The sequence below is a fragment of the Salinisphaera sp. G21_0 genome (genome assembly GCF_017744115.1).
In the GTDB taxonomy this organism is placed as follows: domain Bacteria; phylum Pseudomonadota; class Gammaproteobacteria; order Pseudomonadales; family Endozoicomonadaceae; genus Endozoicomonas.
The window spans coordinates 1-17,949 of the sequence record NZ_JAGHQW010000057.1; the positions used below are offsets into that span (position 1 = coordinate 1).

At 49.8% G+C, this 17,949-nt stretch carries 10 protein-coding genes; 4 read left to right on the forward strand and 6 right to left on the reverse strand.

Annotation, left to right across the window (positions count from 1 at the left end; all coding sequences use genetic code 11):
• Nucleotides 1-319: 319 nt before the first annotated feature.
• Both J7439_RS20725 and J7439_RS20730 read right to left on the reverse strand, forming a co-directional pair.
• Nucleotides 320-1,597, reverse strand: a complete 1,278-nt coding sequence (locus J7439_RS20725) for a Y-family DNA polymerase (protein WP_209203903.1) — start codon at nt 1,595-1,597, stop codon at nt 320-322.
• Nucleotides 1,594-2,016, reverse strand: coding sequence for a LexA family protein (locus tag J7439_RS20730; RefSeq protein WP_209203904.1), 423 nt, complete (start codon nt 2,014-2,016; stop codon nt 1,594-1,596). The genes J7439_RS20725 and J7439_RS20730 overlap by 4 nt, the downstream gene beginning before the upstream one ends.
• 513 nt (nt 2,017-2,529) lie before the next feature.
• Here J7439_RS20730 and J7439_RS20735 point away from each other — a divergent pair.
• Entirely contained in the window at nt 2,530-6,873 is a 4,344-nt protein-coding gene (locus J7439_RS20735; RefSeq protein WP_209203905.1) for a hypothetical protein, read from the forward strand.
• A gap of 227 nt (nt 6,874-7,100) precedes the next feature.
• On the opposite strand, the gene J7439_RS20740 is transcribed toward J7439_RS20735, so the two are convergent.
• The gene (locus J7439_RS20740) at nt 7,101-7,967 is read right to left on the reverse strand and encodes a hypothetical protein (protein WP_209203906.1); all 867 of its coding nucleotides are present in this window, start codon (nt 7,965-7,967) and stop codon (nt 7,101-7,103) included.
• Nucleotides 7,968-8,218: 251 nt separating this feature from the next.
• Here J7439_RS20740 and J7439_RS20745 point away from each other — a divergent pair, with 251 nt between their 5' ends.
• Nucleotides 8,219-11,281 (forward strand): type 1 glutamine amidotransferase family protein, encoded by a 3,063-nt coding sequence (locus J7439_RS20745; protein ID WP_209203907.1) that lies wholly within the window; start codon nt 8,219-8,221, stop codon nt 11,279-11,281.
• Between the two features lie 106 nt (nt 11,282-11,387).
• Nucleotides 11,388-12,002, forward strand: a complete 615-nt coding sequence (locus J7439_RS20750) for a putative outer membrane beta-barrel protein (RefSeq protein WP_209203908.1) — start codon at nt 11,388-11,390, stop codon at nt 12,000-12,002.
• A 15-nt stretch (nt 12,003-12,017) separates the two neighbouring features.
• Here J7439_RS20750 and J7439_RS20755 read toward each other — a convergent pair whose 3' ends face one another.
• Both J7439_RS20755 and J7439_RS20760 read right to left on the reverse strand, forming a co-directional pair.
• Nucleotides 12,018-13,991 carry a DNA topoisomerase III gene (locus J7439_RS20755; protein ID WP_209203909.1) on the reverse strand — a complete coding sequence of 658 codons (1,974 nt, stop codon included), beginning with the start codon at nt 13,989-13,991 and terminating at the stop codon, nt 12,018-12,020.
• 85 nt (nt 13,992-14,076) lie between these two features.
• On the reverse strand, nt 14,077-15,267 hold the full coding sequence (locus J7439_RS20760) for an SPFH domain-containing protein (RefSeq protein ID WP_209203910.1): 1,191 nt from the start codon (nt 15,265-15,267) through the stop codon (nt 14,077-14,079).
• Nucleotides 15,268-15,551: 284 nt separating this feature from the next.
• Between J7439_RS20760 and dgt the strand changes: the two genes are divergently transcribed.
• The gene (dgt, locus tag J7439_RS20765) at nt 15,552-17,021 is read left to right on the forward strand and encodes a dGTPase (protein ID WP_209203911.1); all 1,470 of its coding nucleotides are present in this window, start codon (nt 15,552-15,554) and stop codon (nt 17,019-17,021) included.
• Here the strand turns inward: dgt and J7439_RS20770 are convergent.
• Entirely contained in the window at nt 16,990-17,868 is an 879-nt protein-coding gene (locus tag J7439_RS20770) for a patatin-like phospholipase family protein (protein WP_209203912.1), read from the reverse strand. The two genes, dgt and J7439_RS20770, sit on opposite strands and share 32 nt — an antisense overlap.
• Nucleotides 17,869-17,949 lie beyond the last annotated feature (81 nt).

The window sequence follows — 17,949 nt, forward strand, 5'->3', positions numbered from 1 at the left end:
TCGGTTTAAATATCGCCGCTCCCAATTGAGGCTGGATATTTTCAGCACCCGGGACCTGAGCCCGTCCCAGTTTATGGCCGGGCTTGATGCATTAATCCATCAAAGTGAACTCAATGCCTAGGAGGCTGACCGAGAATAGGCTGCCCTACTGCGGTGGCAGCAAATTGGTCTAAAAATCCGCTTTTGTTCGGCCAATAGCCCCGCTATTCACCTCACAAAACCGAATTTTTATCCTCAATTTTCTGCCATCCTCGCTACGGGCGCTATTCTCGGTCAGCCTCCCAGGAGGCTAAGAGTGGCTTCTCTGACCTTTGCCAGATCACGTCTGAACCTTCATAATCTCCGGCCATTGCGTCGTATAAGAAGGGCTCAGCACCTGCTGGTTCATATGCCATGGCTGCGCCCGGAAGCCCACTGATGCAGGCCGGAGTGTCTGGCTCCCAAAGCGCTGGTTAATGGCATCCAGCACTGTCATCATCCGGGTATTTTCCGGAATTGACGCTGCCGTCAGCAAGTCTCCCTGAAAACCTGCACCGGAACAAAGATCCACCAGGGCAAAGCCCGCCTTTTTATACTCGTAACCTTCCTGAAACAGCACGTCCAAAGCCGGATTTAACTGTTGCAGCCAAACCGAGCTATCACTGGTGGGCGATGGGACCATCAGCTTCAGACTCCGTCCGGTTTGCGGGAGATTGGCCTTAAAGGGATCGGTCCTGATAAAGATGATGGCTTCACGGGAATACTGCTGTTGTTTTCTGAGTTTCTCGCAGGCGCGACAGATAAAGCTGGCCAATGCGGCATGAAGTGCCTGCCTGGTGGTGACCCGCTGGCCGAAGCTCCGGGAACACATAATCTGATGCTTATTGGCTGAACTCCCCTCTTCCCAGGGAATACAGTACTCCCCCTGAAGTTCACAGACCGTCCGTTCCAACACCACAGAAAACTGTTTCCTGATCCATCGACGATTGGCGTTCGCCAGTTGTGCAGCAGTATGAATACCTGCCGCCTCCAGCCGTTTTCCTATGCGTCGGCCCACTCCCCATACCTCACCAACCGGGGTGATTGCCATTAACCGCTGCTGGCGTATCGGGCTGGTTAAATCCACAACACCACCGGTTGCCGGAAATTTCTTGGCCGCATAGTTAGCGAGTTTGGCCAGTGTTTTGGTGGTTGAGATGCCCACACCAATCGGCAGCCCCGTCCACTGGAATACCCGCCGTTTCATATCCAACCCTATGGCATGCAGGTTTGCCAGCGGGAAACCGGAGAGTTCAACAAAGGCTTCATCGATCGAATACACTTCCAGCTTCGGGCTGAACTGTTCCAGCACCGACATAAAGCGGGAGGACATATCGCCATACAGCGCATAGTTGGAGCTTTTCAGTATGATTTCACCACGGGCCACCTGATCCCTGACCTTGAACGCCGGTGTCCCCATAGCAACGCCCAGGGCTTTGAGTTGCGCTGTTCTGGCAACGATACAGCCATCATTATTGCTGAGTACTCCCAGGGCTTTACCCAGCAGGGACGGATTAAAGACCTGCTCGCAGGAACAGTAAAAAGCATTGGCATCACAGAGGGCAATAACGTCCTTCATCGCAGGTGGTGAATAACTTCAGTGACCACACCCCACACATTGAGCCCTTCTTCAGAATCCAGTTTAATCGCAGGGTAGTCAGGGTTTTCCGAGTGCAATTCCGGTTTGCCATGGCAATAGACCAGGCGTTTTACAATCAGCTCACCGTCCAGCAAGGCCAGTATCACATCACCGTCTCCCGGAGTGAGGGAACGATCAATAATCAGAATGTCACCATCAAAGATGCCCGCTCCTTTCATGGATTGACCCTGGGCCCGGGCAAAAAAGGTTGCTGCCGGATGACGGATTAACAGCTGGTCAAGGGAGAGCGTATCTTGCAGGTAGTCAGCTGCCGGGCTGGTGAAGCCACAGGCAGCCGGGCTCTGGTAAAAGGGCAATGTCTCTGGCAAAGGTCGTGAAAAGATCTGGATCGGCTTCATGCCACTCAAACTCATTAACTGTTTATTTATACAGTATAAACATTTAACGGTTAAAAGAAAGCGGTTGTACTTTGGACGCAGGAGAGCTGTTCCGCAGACTGACTCTGATCAACCTGCAATGGAGCATCTTTGCTCCTCCACCTGACACACCATCAATGGAACTTGACAATCATTTTGAGGTCAAACAGCGACATTAATAATCCAGGAGGCTGACCGAGAATAGCGCCCGTCTAGGTGCCCCCGTAGCGAGGATGGCAGAAAATTGAGGATAAAACGTCGAAAATTTTTAGTAAATAGTGGTTCTATTTGCTAAAAATTTCCGACTTTTTAGACCAATTTGCTGCCACCGCACGACTGTATGGATGCAGGAGCTAGAGCAACGCAGGAGCAGTTGCCGCGTAGGGCAGTCTATTCTCGGTCAGCCTCCTGGGTGCAGGAGGTATTCTGAAAGCAACCACATCCACCCACTCCCGCCCAAAGTCTGACCGCCGGAATGACACCGGTTCAAGCGGGATGCCTGACCGCCCCGGAAGCACATTTAACGGTAAAAAAGTCTCAAACCATCAGTCCTGCAGAGGCACAACCCCCCCCCGGCATGATGGCAAAAATATTGAAGACGCCTTCTGGGAAAATAAACCGTTACAAGAACGTAAGACAACCCCGGCTGAGGTGCTTAAAGCATATAGCAGCGATGTAACGTCACTCAGAAGCGGCTTCTTCCTGCAAAAGCTCTGCTTACAGAACGTTCCACACGGCAATAGAAAAGTCACACCGGATCAGGTCATTCAGGAATTCAAGCGGGAGCCGGGTCAGAATAGCAAGTGCCAATTAGCGATAGCTCGTTTCAAAGCGGAATGCTGCCTGAAAGGACTGCTCTTGAATGGTCAACGGGTCACAGCGGATGCGGTGGTTAAAGACTTCCCGGATACTACGGAAGGAAAACTGGGAATAGCGCGCTTTATGGAACGATGCTGCCTGAGTGGCCTGGGCCTGGATGGCCAGCAGGTCACACCGAATGCGGTGGTCAGGGCTTTCCCGGATAATCCGGAAGGCAAACTGGGAGTAGCACGCTTTCAGGAACAATGTTGCCTGAGCGGCTTGCCATTGAATGGCCAGCAGGTCTCACCGGATACGGTGGCTAACGCTTTTCCGGATAGTCCGGTAGGAAAGCTGGGCATAGTACGCTTTAAAGAAGAATGTTGCCTGGAAGGCATGCCGTTGAATGGCCAGCAAGTCTCACCGGATACGGTATTGAAGGGGTTTCAGGCCGCCAACGCAAGACTGGAAATGGCGCACTTTAAAGCGGAATGTTGTCTGAGGAACCTGCCGTTGAATGGCCAGCAGGTGACAACGGATGCAGCGTTTAAGGCTTTCCCGGATAGCCCGGAAGGCAAACTGGCAAGAGCGCGCTTCAAAGCAGAATGCTGCCTGAGAAACCGGCCGATAAATGGCCATCGGATCACACCGGATTCAGTGATTAAGGATTTTCAGGACACCAGAGTAGCACTGGAGCTGGCACGCTTTAAGGAACAATGTTGCCTGAGGGAGCTGCCGCTGAATGGGCGGCAGGTCACACCGGATGAGGTGGTGAAGGAATTTCAGGCAGCCAGGGAAATATTGGGATTGGCACGCTTCAAAGCAGAATGTTGCCTGCGGGGCCTGCTTCTGAATGACCAGCAGGTCACACTGGAGCTGGTGGTTAAAGCTTTCCCGAATAGTCCGGAAGGCAAACTGGGGATCGCACGTTTCAAAGCGGACTATTATCTGAGAGGCCTGTCGCTGCATGACCTGCAGGTTACACCGGATGAGGTGTTTATGGATTTCCCGGATAGCCCGGAAGGCAGACTGGGGAGAGCGCGCTTCAAAGCAGAATGTTGCCTGAGGGAACTGCCATTGAATGGCCGACCGGTCAGGCAGAGTGAGGTAATTAAAGATTATCAGACGGCCAAAGCACCACTGGAGCTGGCACGCTTTAAGGAGCAATGTTGCCTGCAATCCCTGTCGTTCAATGGCCAGCAAGTCACACCGGATGAGGTGATCAGGGGTTACCCGGATAATCCGTTGGGCAAACTGGGGAGCGCGCGCTTCAAAGCAGAATGTTGTCTGCGTGGCCTGACGCTGGATGGCCAGCTGGTCACACCGGATGCGGTGGTTAAGGATTATAAGGCCACCAGGGCAACGCTGGAGCTGGCGCGTTTCAAAGCGGAATGCTGTATGAGAGGCCTGACACTGGCTGGCAACCGGGTCACCCCGGACGAGGTGGTTAAGGATTTCCCGGGTAGTCCGGGAGGCAAACTGGGCAACGCGCACTTTAAAGCGGAATGTTGCCTGAGGGGCTTGGCGTTAAATGGCCAGCCGGTCACACCGGATGCGGTGATTAAGGGTTTCCCGGGTGGTCGGGAAAGCAGACTGGGTATCGCGCGCTTCAAAGCGGAATGTTGCCTGAGGGGCCTGACATTGAATGGCCAACCGGTCACACCGGATGCCGTGGTTAAGGGTTATCTGGCAATCAAGGCAACACTGGAGCTGGCGCGCTTTAAGGAACAATGTTGTCTGAGAGGCCTGGCGTTAAATCGCCAGCCGGTCACTCCGGATTCAGTGGCCGAAATGTATCAGGCTGCCAAGGCAAAACTTGCGCTGGCGCGCTTTAAAGCAGAATGTTGCCTGAGGGGGCTGTGTTTGAATAACCTGCAGGTCACAACGGAGGAAGTAGTCGGGGATTATCAGGCCGCCAGGGCAAGACTTGAACTGGCACGCTTCAAAGCGGCGTGTTGCCTGAAGGATCTGTGGCTCAATGGTGAACGGGTCACACCGGATGAGGTGGTTAAGAGTTTCCCTGACAGTCCGGATGGCAAACTGGGAGTGGCGCGCTTCACAGCGGACTGTTGCCTGAGAGGGCTGCCGTTGAATGGCCAACAGGTCACACCGGACTCCGTGGCCAGGGGTTATCAGGCAATCAGGGCAACGCTGGAGCTGGCTCGCTTCAAATCGGAATGTTGCCTGAAGGGGTTGCTGTTGAATGGCCAGAAGGTCACACCGGATGCCGTGGTTAAGGATTATGAGCGCGGTGGCAGGTTGCTCGAAAGAGCTATTTTTTATTCGCTACTGGCATTGAATGCCAGAGAACTGAATGGCAAATATCTGGATAACGAGGAGGTATTGGCAGCGTTTAATGATATACCCGGAGATCATACTTCAAGGCAAACCAGGTATCTGGTTCAAAGGTTGCAGCAATCCCATCGGTACGATGAAACCAGCGAAGGTCAGGATATACTTCAACAGGCCTGGCAAATCTTAAACAAAGTGCCAGTCAAAGACGATGAGCAATCTCGACTGCAATGTATATTGAAATTCATGGCCATGGAGAATAAATGGACAATTGATCAACAGGAAGTGTCTGCAAAACAGGTATTCCATGCCATCAAAACACTGAGGCGCTCATTTAAGAATTCACGCCTGCATTTCTTCTTTCTGGCGCACTGCTGTATCACGAGACAGTCTATTGGCAGACAGCACATTCATAAGGATCAGGTAATCAGGTATCTTAAAAGTTTTCCTGAAGGAAGCAGGCTGCGCCATGCTTTAACCTGCTGGTTTGAAGAATGCAGCTCCGAAGCCTGTGTAATGGACGAGTTACTCGATGCCAGTGACAGTCCTCACCGATATGCAACCTTTGCCAGTCAACAGGAGGCTTCTGTTGCCGTTAGCAGCAAGAACACCGGACATAAGCCTAGAGAACACCTGCCCGACGTGATTCCCGTTATCGAGCGTTCTGAGCGCAGCACAACATCGGCAGAGGTATTCGTTGCCAATCCGGGCAAGGAAGACCCACCCCCCTGCCAGCCCGGGGAATACCGGGATACAACAGAAACCGCTTCCATCCACCAGACATTTGCCGTCTATATGGCTGAAACCCTGAAGCAATGGTCAACAACAGGCATCCCGGACAAGCCGGTTTCACGGTTAAATGCGCTAACACTGAAAACACTGGAGATTATTCAGGAAATCAATGGTTCTTACACCACCCCCCCTCTGCTGATTAACGGTTCTTACGGACGTTTTTTACAGAATCTCTGCTCATCATTTAATGATATTGACATTGTCTGCACAGAAGAAGCGTCCTCCAGAACACTCTTTGACAGGCTGCAGGCACTGAACACCGACTGGGACTCTGAAATCACCAAAAGCGTCACCATCTGGCCAATCGAGGGATGTCAGGCCATTAAACTGCCACACGCCTACAATATTCAACTTAAAGACGGTGATCTGGGGAGGAAAGCAATGGAGCTTCACGTCAGTGTTGACGCCAGAGTAGCCTATGGAAATACCACACAATTGGCTATTCACGTTCCCGGCGTTGAGAGGCCGGTATGGTGTTTGTCGTTTACGGAAGAAACCCGATTACTGAACGATACGCTGGAATACCTTGCCAGGAACCTTGACTGGCTGACAGAGCAATTGCAAAAAGGAGCAATATTTGGCTTAGCTCGAACCCTGCTTTTTAACACGCCCCAAAACACCGATGAACGTATTTATGGTTTGCTTATGCGCTGCCTGCTTACCCTGAATAAAGCCAGGCAGTTTATCGCCCTGCACTCTGAAGGAAAACCCGGAAAACCCGGAAAACCTGACGACCAGACTACCCCGCAGGCAAAAGAACAACAGCGCCTTCATACACTCGCTGCAAATCTACAAGCGAAATTACATAGCCATGTTTGTCGTCATGGCTTTGAACACAGAGTTAACCACTGGCTATCGACAACTCAGCCTGTTAATGATCATCAGCTCAAGAAGAAGGACTTTACCAAAACACTGCTTGCGATGATGCATCCTGAAGTAGTTAACCAAAACTCTTAGGGTAGACATTAAGCGCCTACTCCCCTCTTCGGGAAGTTAAAGATGAAACCACGAAGGACACAAAGAGCACGAAGGAAAAGAAAATCTCTTCTTTGTGCTCTTCGTGACCTTCGTGGTTCCATCCGAAAGCCATTGAAAATGGAGGGGTAGGCTTAATGTCCACCATAAAAACCAAAACTGCCCCTTATCTGTTATCGATACTAATCCTCATCAATAATTATAAATTTTTAGTTGATAATCTTGCTGACAAGGGATAAGTCAGTTCTATCGTCTGTTAACAGTTCGTGAGCTGCCTGAAATTCCTTGAAGGCTTCTGAATCAGTCGTTCCTTCAGAGTGATATTTAAGTGCTGATTCTTGAAAGGCTTGATCGACGATTTCTTCTGTCAGTGTGTTGTTTTTTTCCAGCCCCAGAAGGTTAACCGCATCAATAAATTCTTGCTGCCGTGGTTGATGCCAACTTTTTAGCTTTACAGTATACATCATAAGGTCAACCCCAGCCTTGATTATGGGTTCAAATAATACTTCTTCAATCTCTGAGTGAGCTTGATCTTTTGTGGGAGTAATCCTTCTGGTCTTCAATAAAACTTCTTCAAAATGCTTAAAAGCCTGCTCTTCAGAAAAGCCATAATATTTTTGCAGCTCTTTTATAAAATTTTTAATCTGTACAATATTGATTTTTTTTTCCGGGAAGTTTTTGTCCACGCTCCGGAACACTTTATTTAACTTCAGATAAAATTGTACAGACCCATTAAACTCTCTATGTGCTTCTTTGGAAGAGCCATGTTTTGCTTGAATGTCAAACATCAGGCGGTTTACAGTTTGAAAACCATAACCATGGCTTTTCAATCGCAAAGCCTGATATAGAGTGAAAAGTTTATGGGGCAATTTCTCAATAAAACGCTGGCCAAGACTTACATTGGCAATATCCGGATTTTCAGTTTCTGACTGCGCAGTCTGAGTTGAGTTGGTATCGGCACTTACGCCCCTGTTGCCCCAACTTGCTGTTTCCTGCCTGTCAATTAATTCAGACTGTTCATCTTCAGCTGGCTTACTTGCTGTTGGCCTGGAGCCTAAGGGGCCTGATATTGGCATAATACATTCTCCGCTATCTCTCTTTTATGTAAGTAGTTAACCAAATGAAATCATATTTTCCCGGCGAGTTTGCTTCTCAGTTCAAGTTACAGTCAGTTGCACACTGCTTTGCCAAAAATCCTTTGCACTAACCTTCGACAATGCTAAAGCTTTCTTTAAACAGCAGTTGAGGCAAATTAGCTGATGACCATAGCCTGGCACGCCGTAAATGGAACCTAATAATCACTTTGAGGTCAAACAGCGGTATTTACATGCCAAGTGCGCAGGGTTTTATTCTGAAAGCACCCACGTCAACCGACTTCTACCCAAAGTCTGCTGCCCGGGCTGACCGACAAACCGGTTCAGGCAGGATGCCTGACTGCTCCACAAGTACATTTAACGGTAAAAGAATCTCCAGCCGTCGCTTCCATAGAAGCACAGCTTCCACCATGGATGAGGCCAGGCGTATTGAGAGTGCCTTTTGGAAAAAAACACCACTACAAGGACGTCAAATCACCTCAGCTGGTGTGCTTAATGCCTATGGCAATGATACTACCTCGCTCAGAGGTGGCTTCTTCCTGCAAAGACTCTGCTTACAAAACATTCTGCATAACAATAGAAAAGTAACGCCGGATCAGGTCATTCAGGAATTCAATCGAAAACCAGGTCGAAATAACAAGTGCCAGCTGGCGATAGCGCGCTTCAAAGCGGAATGCTGCCTGAGGAACCTGACCTTGAATGGCCAACCTGTCAGGACAGATACGGTAGTCAGGGCTTTCCCGGATGGTCCGGAAGGCAAACTGGGGGTGGCGCACTTTAAGGAACAATGTTGCCTGAGAAGCCTGGCCCTGAATGGCCAACAGGTCACAGCGGCTGGGGTGATTGAGGCTTTCCCGGATAGTCCGGAAGGCAAACTGGGGCTGGCACGCTTCAAGGCGGAATGTTGTCTGAAGGGCCTGGCAGTGAATGGTCAGCTACTCACACCGGATGCAGTGGTGAAGAGTTATCAGGCAGCCAAAGCAACACTGGAACTGGCGCGGTTCAAAGAGGAGTGTTGCCTGAAGGGCCTGCTACTGAATGGTTGGCAGATCACACCGGATACGGTGATTGAGAATTTCCCGGATGACCCGGAAGGCAAACTGGGGATAGTGCGCTTTAAGGAACAATGTTGCCTGAGCGGGCTGCCGTTAAATGGCCAGCAGGTGACGCCGGATACGGTGGTTAAGGCTTACCTGGAAATCAATGCAACACTGCCGCTGGCACGCTTCAAAGCGGAATGTTGCCTGAGAGGCCTGGCGCTGAATGGCCACAAAGTCACACCGGGTGCGGTGGTTAAGGCTTATCAGGCAGCCAGGGCAACGCTGGAGCTGGCGCGCTTCAAAGCAGAATGTTGCCTGAAAAGCCTGCCGTTGAATGGCCAGCGGGTCACACCGGATACGGTGGTTAAGGATTTTCAGGCCGCCAGGGCACCACTGGCGCTGGCACGATTTAAGCAGCAATGTTGCCTGAGGGGCCTGCCGTTGGGTGGCAGGCAGGTTATAGCGGATGCAGTGGTTATGGGGTTCCCGGATAATCCGGATGGCCAACTTGCCATAGCACGCTTCAAGGCCGAATGTTGTCTGAGAGGCCTGCTATTGAATGACCGACAGGTGACACCGGAAGCGGTGATCCGGGATTATGAACGGGGCAATTGGTTGCTCGAAAGAGCTATTTTCTACTCTCTGCTGGCATTGAATGCCCGAGAATTACATGGCAACTATCTGGATAACCAGCAGGTATTAGCAGCGTTTGATGCAGTACCCGGAGACCATTCTTCAGGGCAAACCAGATATCTGATTAAAAAGCTGAAACAATCTCATAAGTGCGATGAAACCAGTGAAGCCCAGGATATCATGCAAAAGGCCTGGCAAATCTTAAACAGCGCACCGGTCAAAGATGAGCAACAACGACTGCAATGCATATTGAAATTCATGGCGATGCAGAATGAATTGACCATTGATCATCAGAGGGTGTCAGCACAACAGGTATTGCAATCCATCAAAGCACTGAAGCGCTCATTTCAAAACTCACGCCTGCATTTTTTCTTCCTGGCGTACTGCTATGTCAGGAGCCAGCCTGTTGATGGACGACAAATCCATAGGGATCAGGTTCTGGAATGCCTCCGGAGTTTTCCTGAAAGAAGCAACTGGCAGCATGCTTTAGGACGCTGGTTTGAACAATACAGTCCTGAAGCCAATATAATGGATAATTTATTGTTTAAACGAACAAACACGGTAGAGGTATCCGTTGCCAGTCCCGGGAAGGAATGCCAACGCCCTTATCAGGTCAGGGAATACCGGGATGAAACAGAAAATACCTGCGTCACCCGGGCAGTGACTGCCAGTGCAGCTCAAACTCTGGAACCATTGTCAACAACAGGCGGATCGGATGTTCCGGACAAGTGGACCCAACAGTTAACTCCGCTAACGCTGAAAACACTGGAAATTATTCAGGAAATCAATGGTTCTTATAGCGATCCAGCCATTCTGATTACCGGTTCTTACGCCCGTTTTTTACAGAACCTCTGCTCAGCATTTAATGATATTGACATTATCTGCACGACAGAAAAATCAGCCAGAACACTCCTTGCCAAGCTGCAGACGCTTAACACCGACAGGGATTCAGACATCCCCAAAAGCATCATCATCTCACCAGTCCCGGGATGTCCGGCGATTCAACTGCCAAGCGCCTACAAAATTGACCTTGAAGATGGTGATCTGGCGACCAGGGCATTGGGGTTTCAGGTCAGTGTTGACGCCAGGGTAGCCCAAAATGCAACAGGATTGGCCATTGAGGTTCCTGGCGTTGCCAGGCCGGTATGGTGTTTGTCGTTTGCCGAGGAAACCAGATTGCTCAATGGTACGCTGGAACACCTCGCTGAGAACCTTGATCCGCTGACAGAGCAATTGCAAAACGGGCCGGTATTTGACGTCCCCCGCACCCTTCTTTTTAATAGCCCCAAAAATACCGATGAACGTATTTATGGCTTGCTTATACGCTGCCTGCTTACCCTGAATAAAGCCAGGCAGTTTATCGCTCTGCACTCTGAAGGCAGATCCGGGAAAAATGACGGTTCGACCACCGAGCTTGAACAACAACGCCTGCATGCACTGACTGAGCATCTGCAAATGAAATTGACCGGCCATGTTTGCCGTCATGATTTTGAGCAAAGGGTTAACGGCTGGCTATCAACAACGCCGCAGGTCACTGGCTACCAGATCAAGAGGAAGGCATTTATTACGACACTGCTTGAAATGATGCATCCTGAAGAAGATCGAATCGACTCAGCTCGATGAACTTTTTGAAAAAATAATACTCTAAAAGACCATAGTGGCAGGTATATCTCATACCGCTTCTCCCCTATTAACTAACTACTCTCCCGGCAAACCAGGGATTAAACCGATGACCTTTCGCATATTATTAATTTCATTACTGTTTTCCACTTCAGCTATGGCGTTCGCAGGTAATGACTATAACTATACATTTATTAATACCGGCTTTGGTTACAATAATCAGAATCAGGGGACTCAAAACTTCGACGGAACGACCTGGTTCGTCAATGGGGCCTATAAAGTTCCTTCCATACCCGTCATCCTGAACGCAGGATACGCCTACGGCCGTATTGATAAAGACGATGTTGCCAGTAATGTCGAGATTGATGGCAGCTCATACTTTGCCGGAGCCAGCCTGTTATTGAAGCCAACGGACAGATTCCATGTCATTCCATCGGTCACCAGTGGCCGACTCAGAAACGGCCTGTCTGTCGATGCGGATGAGGTAAAGGATAAAGTCACAGCCTACACAGCGTCGGTCAGCGCCCGTTATCACCTGGAACGAGGCCTCTGGCTGAATTCCGGCTATATTCAGCAATACTATGACCGGGACGAAGATGACAATACCGGCTTCTTCACCGCCGGAGCGGAATATCAAGTGGATAATGAGTGGGCATTTGGCCTGAATTATCGCGGCAATTCTGACCAGTACACCACCCAGTTTTTTGTGAAACTCTTTTTCTGAGTATTACATTTGGAACTAATTACGGGCTGGACTCCGTTTCTTCCGACGACTTCCAGCACTCATTGCTTTGCCTTTTCTTTTAAACGGCTGGTTCGAAGGGGCAGGCAATCCGGCAACAGAAGGCAAGCCATCGTTCATGGTCTGCATTAATAACGCTCTCAGCTCCTGATCAAGCCCGCCCATAAACGCCCCGTAGCTGCCTTTTCGTTCAACAATGTCATTCAGCGAGGCTTCCCAGCGTGCGGTCATATCAGGCGTGGTTACTCTTTCCGGTAATGCGTTGACCAGGGCTCTGCCGGTGGCTGTTGCATGAATACTACGGCCTTTGCGCTCCAGGAACTGCCGCTTGAACAGGAGCTCAATGATACTGGCCCGGGTTGCCTCTGTTCCCAGGCCATCGGTTTCACGGAGAATCTTGCGAATGTCTTTATCCTGAACAAATCGGGCTATGCCCGTCATGGCCGAAAGGAGTGTTGCATCATTAAATGGTTTGGGGGGCTGTGTCATTTTTTCCTTCAGCTCGGCTTCAGGACAATCAAGCACATCACCTTTGGCCAGCTCGGGTAAAAAAGTGCTCTCTTCATTATTTTCACCATTTTCATCACCGGCGGAACGCTGATGACTTTTGCCCGAATTCATCAGAACCTTCCACCCTTCCTCCACAGTCTGGCGGCTCCCCGCTCGGAAAAGGCCTTTTTCTATGTCGATATCGACGACTCTTTTTCTGAAGGTATGATCAGGATAAAACTGCGCAACATATTGTCTGGCAATTAATCCATACAACTTGCGATCCAGTTCAGACAATCGTTCAAGGTCCGTTCTCAGGGAGGTAGGAATAATCCCGTGATGTGCCCCAACTTTTTTATCATTCCAGGCACTGGTTTTCCTTTCCGGCAATGCCTGGTCTACCGCCTTCCCCAGTGAAGATACATTGTGGCGTATAGTTGCCAACACTTCAGGTGCCTGGGATAAGTGCTCTTCGGGCAGATAGCGACAGTCTGAACGGGGGTAAGTAATCAGTTTCTGCTCATAAAGACGCTGACAGCTATCAAGCACCGTCTTGGCATCCATACGCAACTGCCTGGCAGCATCTATCTGCAGTGCCGACAACGAGTAGGGTAATGGCGGGGGTTCTTTGCCACGCTTATCTTCGACGCGTTTTACTGTCCCCTGCTTGCCGGTAATACGGTCCACCACATTCTGCGCCAGACGCCGATCCAGCACTCGTCCTTCCTCATCCATCCAGTTCTGACAGGCTTCGCTGGGTAGCCATTTGGCTTTGAAGGTTTCCTCTTTTGCCGTTAACAACGTAGCAAAAACCTCAAAGTAAGGCTTAGGCTGAAAGTGTTCAATTTCTGCATCACGTCGGGCGACAAGACCCAGAATCGGTGTCTGCACCCGGCCGATGGAGAGCAGCCCATTAAAGCCGACCTTCCGACCAAGTAATGTGCAGGCGCGGGTCAGGTTAATACCGTAAAGCCAGTCTGCCCGGGAACGAGCCAGGGCAGAAACCGCCAGCGGTACAAACTCCTGGTTGGATCGCATCCGCCCAAGGGCCTGGGAAACGGCAGAAGGGTTCAGATCGCTGATTAATAAACGACGAACATCTTTTTTACGCCGGGCAGAGAGCTTCAGATAATCCAGCACTTCATCCACCAGCAACTGGCCTTCACGATCAGGGTCACCGGCATTGACAATAATATCAGCCCGTTTGAGCAGCTTATTGATCACTGATAACTGCCCACGCCCGCCCTTTCGGGGCCTCAGCTTCCATTGCATGGGAACAATAGGCAGGTGCTCAAGCTTCCATGTTTTGTAGGCCGGATCATAGGCATCCGGCTCCTCCTGCTCAAGCAGGTGGCCTATGCACCAGGTCACCACATCTCCTGAAGCAGACTCGATATAGCCTTCCTGTTTTTTCAGGGGCTTTTTCAAAACATCGGCAATGGCTCGCCCAAGACTGGGCTTTTCGGCAATAAATAACCGCATTCAAAAACAATCCGGCTGATAATGACTAAAATACTGTTTTTTTATACAGCATAATTCATCATTTGGCGAGCATTCATCGGTTTTCTTACCAGCCCAGGTAGAGTCGGCTATTGTTATTTTTCCAAAGGTGTTTCGAGTCTTGCATCTGCTGATACAGCTTTTCCTTACTCCTTTCCTGATCAGACACCTGATCAACCAATCCTGATGGTAGATTCCGGCTCAGCTCTGTCACAACATCAGAACTGTCCACTGGCACGGTATTAACACTCAACTCCGCCATAGGTTCTGAACTGGAATCCCGACTGTGTTCTGAAGGCCGGGCATCTTCACCATCAGAGTCCTGACCATTAATAAATGGCTCCTCAGCCCACGAAATTGGTAGATCTTCCTGAGGTACCTCATAATCTCTCCGCCCGTTATCATCCGTGTTTACTTCCTCTGCGGGGCTGAGTACACCGGTAACCTCGTCTTCAGCAACTGAAACAGAAGGTTCCAGAACTATGGTTGAATGCCCGTCTGAAATTACTGAATCCTCTTCCGAAACAGGTTCCGGGTAAGGTTCATCATCAGGTTGCCTGACAGAGCCACAGAGGCGATTGATGGCTTCTTGCTCATTTTCCAGTGTGTAGAAAATCTCATAAGGCGGTTCACAAGTTATCGGGGGTTGGGGCTTGTGATCTGGATTATGGCCAGCATGATTTTCAATAATGACATCCGGCACCCGGGGGTATTCAATGTCAAGATGACAAATCGATATTCCGGTGCCTTTATCCCTCTGCCCCTCTGCCAGATAACGGCCCAGAATCGCCTTAAATGGTGCAAATTCATCAAAGTAAACCGCTTCAGCGTTCAGCGCCCTGCACAAATGAGCAACCCCCGGTTTCACAGGGTCTTTTATAACGGGGTTAACAAAATCAAGTCCATAGCCTTTAACCAGGCTCAATATATGTTGTTCATGTACCTGGTAATGAACGGTAATTTGGGGAAAGGTAATGATTATCCCATCGGCAGTAATACAGAGGATGTCCGTAACAGCCGCCTTCTCCGGCACAATGCTGGTAACAAACCCTTCATCAGAAGGCCAGATTGGATAAACACCCGCAGGATAGACATCATCATAAAATTGGTTTCCATTCCTGAATACACCCACACTCCCCTCCGGAACTTTGTAGAGAAAAGGAATATAAGAATAGAAATCATAGGCTTCAGCTTTTTCACCCGGAAAGAGTAAGAAAAGAAGAAACACAAAGAACATTATCATTAGTTTCTCTTCCACAATTTAACTTCAGGTTCAAATAAAGACTTATCAGGGAGCTGTAGTTATAGCAAAGCAATTAGCCGCCAAGATAAAATTGAAAACAAAAAAGTACGTAGCTTCAGTAGTGGCTTGAAATCACCTGGAATAACTGACCCGGCCATAATGAAACTCAAAACCAATTAGCAGGTTTGCATCCGGATATTCATGCCCGGTCACTGATCAACGTGGCAAATCATGCTACTCACCGATCAGCCGAAAGATATGGTAATCTGAACACTTCCAAACTCCCGGTTACCAAGCCTATGGCTCCTCTGGATTACCTCAAGAAACTGACCTGCGATCGCCCTGAGCCGGTAACCTGCGCCCGGCCAGAGGACCTGATTACCGAGACCGAGAGTAACCGGGGTCGTATTATTCAGTCAGCGGCCCTGCGAAGGCTTCAGCAGAAAACCCAGGTCTACCCACTGGAAACCAATGCAGCCGTCCGCAGTCGTCTTACCCACTCACTGGAAGTTCAGCAAACGGGCCGCTATCTGGCCAAAACCATTCTGGATCAACTAAAACAACATGGGGAACTGGCAAAGCTCGGTCTGAAAGGTATCGAAACAGCCTTTACCAATCTGGTAGAAATGTCCTGCCTGCTACACGACGTAGGTAACCCACCTTTTGGCCATTTTGGTGAAGCCGCGTTCAGCCGCTGGGTTCAGGATCATGGCAAAGCCTGCCATGACAAGGCAATGGCCAGACAATCCGCCGTCAATGGCCAAACCGGTCACTCAGAACTTTTCTACCAGGTACTGTTACCGGATTTGTCAGTCTTTGAAGGCAACGCCCAGGGGCTGCGCATCATTCACAGCCTGCAGAGACTCAACCTGACCTGGTCACAGCTGGCCGCCACCATCAAATACACCCGGGCACCTTATCAGAACCTGACAAGCGGATTTGCTTACCGCCAGAAAAAACCTGGCTTCTACTACTCAGAACAGCACCTTATCCAGGACATCTGGAAACATCTTGAGATACAGGAGAACTGTCGCTTTCCACTGGTCTACATCATGGAGGCAGCAGACGATATCTCATACTGCATTGCCGATCTGGAAGATGCTGTTGATAAAGGCATTCTGTCATTCAGGGGCCTGAGCTTCTGGCTGAAAGAAGTGTGGCAGGAGTTCACCGGCGAAAAGAGCCAATACCTGCCAGATATCATTAAAACCGCAGAAAATGTTGCCAAAGATAACCCACAGAACTTTATTCGCCATCTACGCTCACAGCTGGTCCGGGATCTGGTCAGCTATGCTGCGAACCGATACCTGCAGAAGCATACGGAAGTTTTTCACGGGACGCTGGATGAACCATTAATTGATGGCGGCTCAAACCAGCATCTGGCGCTGAAAACACTGAAAACCGTCGCCATACGACATGTGTTCAGTAGTCAGGAAAAAGAAACACCGGAACTTCGGGGATATGCGGCCCTGATGGGCTTACTGGATATCTATCGCCCAATTCTGGAACTCCCCGGCACCGCATTCTCAAACCTCGATAACCTGGATGATAGCGAGCACTTTATCGAGCATCGACTCAATCACCGCCTGTCCCGGAAGTATAAAGCGGCCTATTTACGGGCAGTGCATCAAATGCGTCAGGAACAGCACTCTCCCGCTGAACAGAACGATCTTGAATGGTATTTCCGGACAAGACTGATTCTGGACTATGTGGGCGGCATGACTGACCACTTCGTACTTACGGAGTATCAGAGCCTATCGGCAATTTAAACCATGAGGAACGCTTTTGCGTTCCTCCTTTCATGGTCTTCAGCCATTGGGCACCTTCGCTCTCGAAGTATTTTCTGCTGGAATGGTAGCCCATGTCATAGATAGACCGTAGCTGATCCGGCTTCACCATAAAAGCGCTGCAGTCCTCGATACCTTCCGGTGCCAATGACACCTCCGGCAAGTTGATATTGGACAACTGCCGGGCAGAACTGTAAATCTGAAATACCCTGTCCAGCACATCAAAGGTGTTGGCGAAATGCTCACAGGGCCTGGACATCATTGGGGCAAGGTACATCCCGATATGATGGCGACACTGGTCGTGAATCAGGTCTGAAGGATAATTATTGATAATCCCGCCATCCGCATAAACGGTCCCCTGCCATTTAACCGGGGTGAACATGCCAGGATAAGCGGACGATGCCGTTAAAGCATTAATCAGTGGACCACTGTTAAATACCGTCTGCTGCGCTCTGTTCAAATCAGTAGCAACCACATACAGAGGTTTTTTCAATGATTCAAAACTATCTTCCGGGAAATAAGCCTGAAAATTTTTCGCGATCTTCTCTGAGTCAATCAATCCGAGCGCATTAAACGACAGGTTTCGAAAGCTGAACATTCGGGTCGAGACAAAGAAGTCCAGAATCTCTGCCGGTGCATATCCGGCACTGTGCAGAGCACCGACCATCGCACCACCGCTGGCACCGGAAATAATATCCGGCTCGATTCCATGCTCGTTCAGGTACTGCAGCAACCCAATCTGAGCCATGCATTTTGCCCCGCCACCGGACAGGGTGAGGCCTAACCGATAGGGTTTGCTTTTAAAAAGCTCTGTCGTAAACATGCTCATTGATTGAAAGCACCACCTCTGAAAAGCAACATTGCCTGCAAAAAACCTGAAGCAGCCTCCTGGAATACCCTCGGAAAGTTT